Annotated in this window: 9 protein-coding genes; 8 read left to right on the top strand and 1 reads right to left on the bottom strand. The window is 62.9% G+C overall.

All coding sequences use genetic code 11. The annotated features are described in order from the left end of the window. The first annotated feature begins 187 nt into the window (after positions 1-187). From AC30NL_RS11900 to AC30NL_RS11920, 5 genes are all read left to right on the top strand, one after another. A complete protein-coding gene (locus AC30NL_RS11900; protein ID WP_489464213.1) occupies positions 188-793 on the top strand; it encodes a 2-hydroxychromene-2-carboxylate isomerase in 606 nt (201 codons plus the stop codon). Then, on the top strand, positions 793-1,218 hold the full coding sequence (locus AC30NL_RS11905; protein WP_489464214.1) for a rhodanese-like domain-containing protein: 426 nt from the start codon (positions 793-795) through the stop codon (positions 1,216-1,218). The genes AC30NL_RS11900 and AC30NL_RS11905 overlap by 1 nt, the downstream gene beginning before the upstream one ends. Before the next feature lie 478 nt (positions 1,219-1,696). Next, positions 1,697-4,498 carry a DUF3857 domain-containing protein gene (locus AC30NL_RS11910; protein ID WP_489464215.1) on the top strand — a complete coding sequence of 934 codons (2,802 nt, stop codon included), beginning with the start codon at positions 1,697-1,699 and terminating at the stop codon, positions 4,496-4,498. A gap of 344 nt (positions 4,499-4,842) precedes the next feature. After that, positions 4,843-5,931: a trypsin-like serine protease gene (locus AC30NL_RS11915; RefSeq protein ID WP_489464216.1), complete on the top strand. Its 1,089-nt coding sequence runs from the start codon at positions 4,843-4,845 to the stop codon at positions 5,929-5,931. A 757-nt stretch (positions 5,932-6,688) separates the two neighbouring features. Continuing rightward, the gene (locus AC30NL_RS11920; RefSeq protein ID WP_489464217.1) at positions 6,689-7,465 is read left to right on the top strand and encodes a hypothetical protein; all 777 of its coding nucleotides are present in this window, start codon (positions 6,689-6,691) and stop codon (positions 7,463-7,465) included. Positions 7,466-7,625: 160 nt separating this feature from the next. Here the strand turns inward: AC30NL_RS11920 and AC30NL_RS11925 are convergent, their stop codons facing one another. After that, entirely contained in the window at positions 7,626-8,609 is a 984-nt protein-coding gene (locus AC30NL_RS11925) for an AraC family transcriptional regulator (RefSeq protein WP_489464218.1), read from the bottom strand. 263 nt (positions 8,610-8,872) lie between these two features. Between AC30NL_RS11925 and AC30NL_RS11930 the strand changes: the two genes are divergently transcribed. The 3 genes from AC30NL_RS11930 to AC30NL_RS11940 are packed head-to-tail and all read left to right on the top strand — an operon-like array spanning position 8,873 to position 11,907. Continuing rightward, positions 8,873-10,480, top strand: coding sequence for a carboxyl transferase domain-containing protein (locus tag AC30NL_RS11930; RefSeq protein ID WP_489464219.1), 1,608 nt, complete (start codon positions 8,873-8,875; stop codon positions 10,478-10,480). A gap of 7 nt (positions 10,481-10,487) precedes the next feature. After that, positions 10,488-11,273: an enoyl-CoA hydratase/isomerase family protein gene (locus AC30NL_RS11935; RefSeq protein WP_489464220.1), complete on the top strand. Its 786-nt coding sequence runs from the start codon at positions 10,488-10,490 to the stop codon at positions 11,271-11,273. A 13-nt stretch (positions 11,274-11,286) separates the two neighbouring features. Further along, positions 11,287-11,907 (top strand): DUF4126 domain-containing protein, encoded by a 621-nt coding sequence (locus AC30NL_RS11940; RefSeq protein ID WP_489464221.1) that lies wholly within the window; start codon positions 11,287-11,289, stop codon positions 11,905-11,907. The last annotated feature ends 278 nt before the right edge of the window (positions 11,908-12,185 follow it).

A 12,185-nucleotide genomic window follows, 5' to 3' on the forward strand; every position in this document is an offset into this window, starting at 1 on the left:
CCCTGCTCGTCGTTGCAAATGCTCGCCATAGCCAAGCTATGGCTGCGCTTTGCGCCTAGATCAGGCGCCTTTTGACGTGCTGCTCGGACACGTTCGAAATATTCTCAGCCTCTCAGTCGGGGCCGGTTTCACCCAGGCGACGAAATGCCTATGACACAAGGGTCCGCCGCGCAGTAATCTTGCGTCCGTGAACCCGCGTTTCATCGACTTCTATTTCGACTTCTCCTCTCCGTATTCATACATCGCGTCGGAGTGGATCGAGGCGCTCGCCGCGCGGCATGGCAGCACGGTGAACTGGAAGGCGATCCTGCTGGGTGCCATCTTCCAGGCGGCGGGGTTGAAAAGCCCGGTGGACTATCCCATCAAGCGCGAATACTCGTTCCTTGACTTCGAGCGCTCAGCCCGGTTTGCCGGCGTGCCGCTGAAAAATCCGGAGAAGTTTCCGATCCCCACGCAAAACGCCGCCCGCATCTTCTGGTGGCTCAATGACAAGCGTGATGCGACGGCGAGCCACTGGGCTCGGCATTGTCTTCGTGCTTACTTTGCCCGCGGCGTGGACCTGAGCGACCCGGCCCGTCTCAGGGAACTGGCCGCTGAATTCGGCCTTGATCCGGCCGAGGCCGAATCCGTCTGGAACGACCCGACCTGGAAGGTGCGCCTCAAGGCGGCGAATGATGCTGCAATCGCCTCCGGCGTCTTCGGTGCACCATTCTTCATGATCGACAAGGAGCCGTTCTGGGGAAACGACCGCCGCGCCCAGATCGAGCGCTGGCTTGAGAAGGGACCCTTCTGATGATCAAGGCCGTCAAGAGCATGGTCGAAGAGGCCGAAGCGGCTATCACGACCTACACCGTCGAGCAGGCCAAGGCGTTGCACGGCAATCCGAAAGTTCAGTTCGTGGACGTCCGCGATGTGCGAGAGCTCGAGCGCGAGGGTGTGATTCCCGGCGCGATCCACGCGCCGCGCGGCATGCTCGAATTCTGGGTCGACCCAGGCTCGCCCTATTACCGCGAAGAGTTTGGGCAACACAAGGAGTTTGTGCTGTTCTGCGCCCTGGGTTGGCGTTCGGCGCTGGCAACCCAGACCTTGCAGGAGATGGGCATGCCTCGGGTTGCGCACATCGCGGGCGGCTTCACTGCATGGAAGGAAGCGGGCGGGCCGGTGGCCGAGAAGCCATCGAAAAAGGCTGTCAAGCAGGAAGCTACAGGCAGTGCCTGATGGAACGGCTGCCCTTGCTGAGAACTCAGCCTCTCAGGCGTGCCAAGCGCTTGGCGAACCATGGCTTGCATGGGGCGACCGCATCGCTGTCGCGCGCGGAATTCGACCGACAGGATGTGGTTGAAATCCTTCGCGAGGCGCGGGACCTTTCAGTTACTTACACCGCCTTTGCTCCCTCTCCCCCTGGGAGAGGGGTGGGGTGAGGGCTGCGGCCGTTGAGACCCCAGGCCGAGCTTTCTCCACCGTCGTCGCCCTCACCCCCACCCTCTCCCAGAGGGAGAGGGAGTAAATGCGAGGGCCTTCCGGATTGCTTCCATTGGGTGGTTGAAAGGGTGAAACCCGAGGAAGGGCGTTGACACCAAAGCCCACCTCGGGTCTCACTCAAGCTATGAATTCATCAGTACGAACGCCACGCTCCTGCATATAGTCGGTGCTGCACGTAATCCGATCCGGATCGCGCCACAGCACCGAGCCGTCCATGACCTACGCTGTCCCCCTGTTGGCACTGGTTGCCGGCCTCGCCACCCTCCAATGCGCTGCTGCCGAGAAAGAGGCGAAGCCAGCCAGGACGGTCGCCACATCCACTGCCTTCAGCTACTCGATCGAGCCCGCACCAGCCTGGGTCGTGCCGGCAAGGGAAAGTGCCGATGCACCCATCGTCGCCGCGCCGCTGCGCTACCGGGTCGTCGACGACCAGACCCGCGTGGACGACAAATCAGCGGTGATGTATAGCCATGTGGTTCGCGTCGTGGGCGACACCTCGGGCCTCGGCCAGGCATCGCAGATCGAGATCGAGTTCGATCCGAGCTACCAGTCGCTCGTCTTTCACCACTTCGACGTGGTTCGCGACGGCAAGCGCTCTACGCGCCTTGACCGCAAGAAGATTCAGCTCCTGCAGCGGGAGACGCAACTCGAGCGCCGCATCTACGATGGCCGCATCACCGCATCGATGGTGCTCGACGACGTTCGGGTGGGCGACCAGATCGACTTCGCTTATTCGATTCGCGGCATGAACCCGGTCTTTGACGGTCGCTTCGTGAGCATGGACTGGCTGATTTCCCACCGCGGGCCGGCAGCGCTCTACCAGTACCGGTTGCTGGCCCCCGAGTCGCGCAAGATCAAGTTCCGCGCCGGTTCGCCGGACATCCGGGTCTCGTCGAAGGTGGACCGCGGCGTGCGTGAAACCATCTTCCGGCGCGAATCGGTGCCGCAGCTGCATGCCGATTCCGGCGCCCCCTACAGCGCGGTGCTCAAACAAGAAGTGCAATTCAGCGAATTCGAGGACTGGGCCGACGTGGCGCGCTGGGGCGTCAGGTTGTTTTCGGACGCGGTGCGCGGCGCTGCGGCCATCGACCAAAAGGCGGCCGAGATCCGCGCGATGTCGAACGATCCCGAGAAGCAGCTTGTCGCGGTGCTTCATTTCGTGCAGGCCGACGTGCGGTACTTTGGCGCCGAGATCGGCCTCAACACCCACAAGCCGGCGCTGCCCGACAAGGTCATCGAACAGCGATTCGGCGATTGCAAGGACAAAGTGTCTTTGCTCATCGCCTTGCTGCACAAACTCGACATTCCAGCTGTACCGGTGCTCGTGTCTACGCTCATGCGCGGCCGCGTGGACGAGATGCTGCCGAGCCCGCTCGCCTTTGACCACGTGATCGCCCGCGTCCAGCTCAACGGCAAGACGCATTTTCTCGACGCGACGCGAAGCCACCAGACCGGCGATCTGGCGAGCCGCCAATCCATCGGCTTTGACAAGGGCTTGCTGATCGCAGCAGGCACGAACGCCTTGCTTGCGCTGCCCACTGCATTCGACAAGCAACGCATGCTGGTGCAGGACACTTTTCGCGTCGGCCATTTCGCCGAAGGCGCCAAGCTCGAATCGCGCATCACCTACCGAGGTGATCTGGCCGAGGCGATGCGCGAGTCGCTCGCCACGCGCACCATGGCGGAAATCCAGACCCAGTTGGGCACGGCTTACGCGCGCACCTATCCGAAGATCGTGACCGATGCGCCGATGGAAGTGCTGCGCTCGGAGACGGACGACGCGGTCACCTTCGTGCAGAGATTTTGGATTCCGGAGTTCTGGCGCTTTCCCGATCAACGCTTGCTGTTGGCCGACGTGGTGCAGTGGAGCATCGTCGATGCGCTGCGCATGCCCAGCGAGCCCATGCGCCGCGACCCATTCGCGATTTCCTATCCGGGCATCTTCAGGCACGTGAGCGCCGTCGAGTTTTCGGAAGATGTGTATTCCACGCCCAGCAGCAACAAGCTCGAGGATGGCGACAGCCTCTTCACCTTGCGCAATACCTCTGAGGTCAGCGCGCGCCGCAGCGAGTATGCGAGCGAATTGCGCCTGCTCACCGACCAGATCGAGCCCAAGGATTGGCAGGCCTACACGGCGCAGGTCAACAAGCTCGGGCAGCGTGTGGGACTGAGCATGTCGGCTCCGGCCATCACCCTGCCGGGTCTCGACGCCTTGCGGCGCGAATTGAAGGACACCGACGAAGCGGTGCGGTCGCAGAAAATCAAGCCCAAGACGCAGACGCAGTACCAATCCATCGTCAAGGCGCAGGTGCTGTCGGCGCAGATCGCGGGAGGCCGCCTATCACCCAACCTGAAGGCCCAGGCGCTGACGGCGCGCGGCATCCAGTACGACAACCTGGGCCGTTACGACGAGGCGGCCAAGGACTTCAAGCAGGCGCTCGAGCTGTCGCCCGACGTGCCCGAGACAATCAACGCGGCGGCGGTGAACGCGTTGCAAAACAAGGACTACGCCAGCGCCCTCGAGCTCACGGGCCGGGTGCTGGCGAAGGACGCCGCTGACAGCGAGGCACGCAACACGCGTGCGCTGGCCAACTACTTTGCCAAGGACTATGCGGCTGCCAAGATTGATCTCGACGAGTTGCTCAAGGACCGCTCGCAGGTGCGCCGCGGCTACCCCATCGTGTGGCTCACGCTGACCTCTCGCCACGGCGGGCTCGACCTGTCCCAGGCGGGCGCCGACATCACTGACGATCAGTTGCCCGCTGACTGGCCGCGTCCGCTCGTGGACTGGGCGCGCGGCAAGGCAAGCGTAGATTCGGTCATCGCCTCGGCCATGGCCGGCAGCTTGGCGGCTGAGCGGCTGTGCGAAGCCTATTTCTACATTGCCGAGCGCTATCTGGCGGACGGCGACACGGCGCGTGCGAGCGAGTTTTTCCAGAAGTCCATCGACCAAGGCGTCATTGAATTCATCGAAGACGCTTCGTCAAGGAATCGTCTAGCGAGTCTCAAGCGCTGAACATCTCAAGCGCTGAACATCGATATGCGCGTTATTCGCAATGCTTACCAGTTCGAAGGCGGTGAGTCCAGTGTCCAAAGGCATCGCTGAAAGCGTCCATGATTCTGGCGAACGGTGCACCCTTTTATCGTCTCGCTGATGCTATGCATCGCCATATAGGTCGCGAAAAAAACATCAGGGGAAACGACTCCCGTGGATGCGGGGATCAAAGGTGCACCTTTATCACGAATGACAATCAGAATCATTGTGCGCAACCTATTGGTTTCCGGACTTTGCCGAGCGTGGGATGAGCATGACCAATGCTTCGGCATTCATTGATTGTTGCCTTTACCAAGGGAGAAAAAATGAAGTCGAAATTCGCAGTGGTAGGTCTGATCGCGGGTCTGTCGGCGGCCATCAGCTTCCCGGTCCAGGCCCGGATCTCTGGCGCCGATGTGCATTCGCTGATCGTCGCCGGTGACCCTGCCGGCTCGCCGCCCGATTCGCCGGACAAACGGATTGATCCCAACACCGCAAGCTCGCCATTCTCGGGCGTGGTTAGCGTCAACGTCCAGTACGACGGGCAATCGTTCATCTGCTCGGGAACGCTGGTTTCCAAGCGCCATGTCGTGACTGCAGGCCACTGCATCGACACCGACGGCAACGGCACCGTTGTGGACCTCACCAAACCCGGCAGCAGCGTGCGTGCCGTCTTCAATGCAAGTCCGACCCCTGGCGACCCGGGCCGTGCCATCGTGACGGCGGCTACCGTGGCGATGAACCCGAATTACCACGGCTTCGGCAACTGCCCCTCCGGTGTGCCCGGCTTCTGCTTGAACGATGACATCGCCGTCGTGACGCTGGATCAGGACGCGCCTCACGCCGCCAAGATTTACCGCGCGTTCACTGGCGACCTGACCGAAGGCCAGGTGTTCACCATGGTCGGGTACGGTCGCTCCGGTGACGGCGTGGCCGGCTACAGCGTGGACCCAGACTTCCGAATCAAGCGCAGCGGACAGAACGTCATGGACCTGTTCGACCGAGACGACGAACAAAACTTCGCGGCCGGCCCGAAGGAGGTCTGGTATGCCGACTTTGACGGACGGGGCCAGGATTCCTTCTGCACCATGTTCAGCGTGTGCACGCCCATTCTTCCGAACGACAAGGAAACCAACATCGGAGGCGGCGACTCCGGCGGGGCAACTTTCATCTACAGAAACGGCGAGTACTTCCTGGCGGGCAACACCACCTTCGGCGGCACCTTCCAGGGCCAGACCCCGGGCGCCTTTGGCACGTACTTTGGCGGCATGATGGTGGGCGCCTACGACGACTGGCTCGAGCAGGCGACCGGTGGTGACCTGATCACCGTGGTGCCCGAACCTGAGACCTATGCATTGATGCTGGCCGGCCTGAGCATGCTCCCCGCGGTGGCGCGTCGGCGCAGGGGCAAGTAAGGATTTGGCCCGAAACAATTTCCCGTTTTGGGGGCGCTGGGCGGGCGCGCTGCGGCTTGCTCCTCACTTGTGTGGCTCGCCACACGGCGCTAGTAGCGCCTTGCATCGCATCCCGCCCAGCGCCCCCAAAACGGGAACTTATTCCGGGCCAAATCCTAAGGAATCTCGCAAGGAAGGCGCGCGATCCGTCGCGCGCTCTTTGACGTGTTGGCACAAGCGCTATCGGTTGTTGCTCAACGATGCACGGGGCGAGACAACATGAGGCCTGATAGCCAAGACAATCGCGCCATGCCCAGCGTGAAGCCGACCCGAATGCCCGATGCCGCCGGAGTGGCGACACTTGCACCCGAGCACGTCTGCGAGGCCAGGCCATTGCGATGGAAGAGCTCAATCGCCAGCTATTCAGCCGCAAGACAGGGTGCTTCGTGCCTGAGACCCGATCCTCAAGGGGGCGTGACACACGCCAAACACCAAAGCAAAAGTCATGTTCGAGCGAAGCCCCGAGTCATCCCGGCAGCCTGCACAGCAGCCCGCGCAGAAGAAGTCCACTCCACAGGCGGCCCCCCACCACACCCCTGCCAATTCGCGCACGCTGCAGCAAGCCGTGTCGCCACTGAACGCGCCCCGGCCGAACCTGAATCCGGGTGACCCGGCCACCGATCCTTGCTGTCGGGGAGGCGATGCCGTCCAGGCGGCGACCACCAAATTCGCATCAGCCCTCGGGACAAGAGGAGCAGCCCAGAGCGATCGTCGACCCATGCAGGCCGCGCAAGAGCGGGACGCAGAAGGCCCGGGCGACCCTGGGCGTGCAAACGCCGCGGCAGAGTTGGCTCAAGCGGCTACCGATCCGAACCATCCCACCATGCACGTGAACGCGATCGGCTCTGATACGGCAGGGGAGCTAAGCGCCACCGTCAACAATTTCCTTACAGACAAAAGGAATCCCGACGATAGTCCAACGAATGCTGAAAGCGCCCTGAATGCGCCGGCAGACCTGAGCATCCGGATGAAGGTGGCTCGAAAGCGCGCTACGAAAGCTGCCGGTGCCAATCAGGCCGGAACGTTTGCCGTGGGGGGTGCGCAACTACCGAACGGCTGGAGCAACGAAGATCTGACGGTGCTCAATGTCCAGTATTCAATAGCGGGCCTCCATCTGGACACGCCAGGCGGCCAGAATGATCCTCGATCAGATCAGGGAAATCTCCGGCAGAACCGAGGCAACAAGCACCTGCCGATCGTTCAGGGGGGCGCCGCAGCAAGCCATGCCGAACAGCTCGTGGCTATCGCAGATGGACTCAACGGCAACAATGAGTCAATCGGCGTCTCTCGCCAGCAATGTGGTGGATGCCGAGAATGGTTTCGCGAGCACGCGATGCAGCAGCAGCAGACATACGTGGTCGCTGATCCCAAGCTCACCCGGGTCTACTATCCGAATGGAGATGTTTCGATTCACGACTTGGGCGGCACGTTGATCAAGACTGTGAATGAGAAGCCGTCCGTGGGGCTCAGAAACTATGAGGACGTTCTCTGGTAGATCCTTGAGTGAGAGGCTGAGAGCGCGAAGGCTTCGTCTGCGAACGGCTGGGCATGATAGGCCAAATCCTTACTGGGCAGTGCATCCCTATCTGCTCCACGTGCGCGAGCTTGATCCGCGTATGCGTCCGAGCTTGCCTGCGTGGCCTTGCACGATGCCTTCACTCCGCCCGCGTCTTCCTGAGCTCGCTCGGCGACGTGCCTGTCCATTGCCGAAACGCGCGGGCGAAGCTCTTCTCGTTGCCGAATCCGACGGCGTGCGCGACCTGCTTGATCGGGCGTGAGCTGCGGCGCAGCAGGTCGATGGCGTGATCGCGGCGGGTTTCGTCTTTCAGGTCCTGCAAGGCAGCGCCTTCATCCTGCAATTGGCGATGCAAAGTGCGCGTGGAAATGTTGAGTTCGCGTGCGAGGGCCTCCGCGGTCGAGAGTTCGGCGCTGCGCTGGCGCAGCAATTCGCGCACGCGCTGCACGAGGAGGCGATCGCGCCGGTACTGCAATACCGTCAAAGGCAAGGCGCGCTGCAGCATGGTGCGCAGCGCCGTTTCGTCGCGTCGCAATGGCATAGCGAGGTATTGCGCGTCGAAGCTGAAGCCGGCGTTTGCCGCGTTGAAGTAGACCTCTCCGGGAAACAAGAGTGCGTACACATCGTCGTGCGGTGGCGCTGGGTACGGAAAGCTCGCCTCGCGCAATGGGATGCGTGAGTCGATCGCCCAGCAGGCAAACCCGTGCAGGAAGCGCATGCTCGTGACGAGGCAGAACTCGCGAACGGCACCCAGCCGCCGCCGCTCGTCGATGACGAAGTGGGCCGTCTTGTCGCGTATGTCGAGCCGCAGCGTGATGTCGTCAATGAGCAGCCGATGGTGGCGGCACCAGCGCGCGATGGCCACGCCCAGGTTGGGCGAGGTGATGGAGGCGCGGCACAGCATGCCGTAGCTGCCCCAGGGCAGCTTGCGCGAGAACCATCCCAGCGCCTCGTCATCGAGTTCCTGCATGGCGGCACCAGACACCGCTTCCATCTGCGCCGCAGTGATTCGTGCATCAACGCGGCGGAGTTGAGATGGCGTGATTTGTGCCTGCTTGAGTGCATTCGACGGGTCGACGCCGTACTTCTCGTAGCCAAGGACGATGGCCCGGACGAAAGCCATGGGGGTGGCAGCGATGCGTTCGGCGCGAAGGGCAGGCGAGGGGCGGATAGGCACGCCTGGAGTGTCGTCAACGCTGGCAGGATTTGCAACCTCTGTGGCGCGCTGTGCGGGGTGGTCCGACCTAAGCTTCGTGGCCCGCGGAGAAATCCGGGAATGGGTTGCACGTGAGCCCATCTCTGCACTGGTTTCATCCCGGCTACGAATGCAATCCGGTTTCTCATGCGGGCTATGCTTGCCCACCGGCTCTTGAGGAGACACAGAAGATGCCAGCGCTCGCGTCCAAGCTGAACCCGCGCACAGAAGATTTCAAGGCCAACGCAGCGGCGATGCGCGCCTTGGTTGACGACCTCAACGCCCGGCTCGCCAAGATCGCGCAGGGCGGCGGCGAGGGGCCGCGCGGCAAGCATCTCGCACGCGGCAAGCTCCTTCCGCGCGACCGCGTCGAGATGCTGCTCGACCCGGACACACCTTTCCTCGAACTCGCGCCGCTGGCCGCGCTCGACATGTACAACAACGATGCGCCCGGCGCCGGCCTTATCGCGGGTGTGGGCCGCGTGTCGGGTGTCGACTGCATGATCGTGTGCAACGACGCCACCGTGAAGGGCGGCACCTACTATCCGATGACGGTGAAGAAGCACCTGCGCGCACAGGAGATCGCGCAGCAGAACCGCCTGCCGTGCATCTATCTCGTTGATTCGGGCGGCGCCAACCTGCCGAACCAGGACGAGGTCTTTCCCGACCGCGATCACTTCGGACGCATCTTCTTCAATCAGGCGCAAATGAGCGCGCAGGGCATTCCGCAAATCGCCGTGGTCATGGGTTCGTGCACTGCGGGCGGCGCTTACATGCCCGCGATGAGCGACGAGTCCATCATCGTGAAGAACCAGGGCACGATTTTCCTGGCAGGCCCGCCGCTGGTAAAGGCTGCGATCGGCGAGATCGTGAGTGCCGAGGACCTCGGCGGCGGCGACGTGCACACGCGCCTGTCCGGCGTGGCCGACCACCTCGCGCAAAACGACACGCATGCACTCGCCATCGCGCGGAACTCGGTGGCGCACCTCAACTGGCGCAAGAACATCGACATGCTTCGCATCGAGCCGCGCGCGCCGCTCTTCGACACGCAGGAGTTGCACGGCGTCATCCCGACCGACACGCGCAAGCCATTCGACGTGCGCGAGATCATCGCGCGCATCGTCGACGGCTCGGAGTTCGAGGAATTCAAGGCGCGCTATGGCACCACGCTCGTCACCGGCTTCGCGCACATCGAAGGCATGCCTGTGGGCATCATCGCCAACAACGGCGTGCTGTTTTCCGAGTCGGCGCAAAAGGGCGCGCACTTCATCGAGCTGTGCTGCCAGCGCAAGATTCCGCTCGTCTTCCTGCAAAACATCACCGGCTTCATGGTGGGCAAGAAGTACGAGAGTGAAGGCATCGCCAAACACGGCGCGAAGATGGTGACGGCCGTGTCGACAGCCAACGTGCCCAAGTTCACCGTGATCATCGGCGGCAGCTTCGGGGCCGGCAACTACGGCATGTGCGGTCGCGCCTATTCGCCGCGATTCCTGTGGATGTGGCCCAACGCGCGCATCAGCGGCATGGGCGGCGAGCAGGCCGCGAGTGTGCTTGCCACCGTGCGGCGAGACGGCATCGAAGCCAAGGGCGGCTCATGGAGCATCGACGACGAAGCCATGTTCAAGAAGCCCATCCTCGACCAATTCGAAAAGCAGGCGCATCCCTATTACTCGAGCGCTCGCCTGTGGGACGACGGCGTGATCGACCCGGCCGACACGCGCCGCGTGCTCGCGCTTGCCATCAGCGCGAGCCTGAACGCACCGATCCCCGAAGCGAAGTTCGGCGTCTTCCGCATGTGAGGTCCAGATGAATAACCCGCTCGACGTTCGCCGCCTCTCGGCCCATGTGGCTGATGTGCGGCTCAACCGGCCCGATGTCCGCAATGCGTTCAATGATGGGGTGATCGCCGAAATCACGAACGTGTTTCGCACGCTGGGTGCCGATGCCGACCTGCGCTGCATCGTCCTCGGCGGCCACGGAAAGGCCTTTTGCGCCGGCGCGGATCTCTCGTGGATGCGCGCCATGGCCGACTACACCTGGAACCAGAACCGGGACGATGCGCAGGCGCTGGCGGACATGCTGTGGACGATCTACAGCTGTCCGGTGCCGGTCGTGGGCCGCATCCACGGCGACTGCTATGCCGGCGGCGTGGGGCTGGCTGCAGTTTGCGACATCCTCGTCGCGTCGGATGCGGCCAACTTTTGTCTCAGCGAGGCCAAGCTCGGCCTCTTGCCCGCGACCATCAGCCCCTACGTGATCCGCGCGCTGGGTGAGCAGGCATCGCGACGATTCTTCGTGACTGCGGAGCGCTTCGGTGCTTTGCAGGCGCAGGCGCTTGGCTTCGTTCACGCGGTGTGTCCCCCGGAAGAGCTCGACGCGAAAGTCGACGAGATCGTCGCTGCCATCATCGCCAACGCTCCGATGGCCGTGCGCGCCTGCAAGGCGCTGGTGCAAGAGGTCGCAGGCTTGCCCATCGACCCGCAGTTGAGGGACACCACGGCCCGGCGCATCGCCGACATCCGCGCGAGCGAAGAAGGCAAAGAGGGCGTGCAGTCCTTCCTCAACAAGCGCAAGCCATCCTGGCTTGCCTAGTAATGCCATCCCAATGAACCTCGACACGCCGCAACTGCTTTCCGTCGCTGCAGCCCTGGGCTGGGCGAGCGGATTGCGTTTGTACGCGGTCGTGTTTCTCACTGGCCTCGCGGGAGCAATGGGCTGGGTGGACCTGCCTTCGGGGCTCAAGGTCTTGCAGCACCCGGCCATGCTCGGCGCAAGCGGGCTGATGTTGTTCATCGAGTTCTTCGCGGACAAGATTCCGGGCGTCGATTCGCTGTGGGATTTGATTCACACGGTCATTCGCATCCCCGCCGGCGCTGCGCTTGCGGCCAGCGTGTTCGGTGCCGACCAGTCGACGTGGGCCATGGTGGCGGCGCTGCTGGGCGGCACGCTCGCCGCGACGAGCCATATCGCGAAGGCCACCACGCGCGCCGCGGTCAACACTTCGCCAGAGCCTTTTTCCAACATCGGCATGTCGCTGCTTGGCGATGGCGCCGTGCCGGTCGCACTGTGGCTGTCGTGGGCGCATCCGTTGGCATTCTTCGCGGCATTGACAGTCGCGCTGGTCGTCATGGTGACCGTGACCTGGATGCTCGCGAAGTTTCTGCGCGGGCTTGCCCAGCGCATCTGCGTTTTCTTCGCCAGGCGTCGCGCTAATTTGAGAGGCTGAGAGGATTTTCATCATGCCCGTTCAGCACGCTCAAAGATCCATCGTCGTCGTTGCAATGCTCGCCATAGCCGGGGCCATGGCTGCGCTTCGCACCTACAGGAGGCCCCTTTTGACGCGCTGCTCGGCCACGCTCGAAAAACTTTCAGCCTCTGGTATCCACCCCTTTCAAGGTCTTGCATTGGCTCCTCTCCCCTCTGGGGAGAGGTTGGGTGAGGGGCTGCGGTGATGGCAACCCATGGCTTTATTCACCGCCCACGGCCCTCACCCCCGCCCTCTCC

This window comes from Rhizobacter sp. (assembly GCA_021153565.1).
Lineage (GTDB): Bacteria > Pseudomonadota > Gammaproteobacteria > Burkholderiales > Burkholderiaceae_C > Albitalea.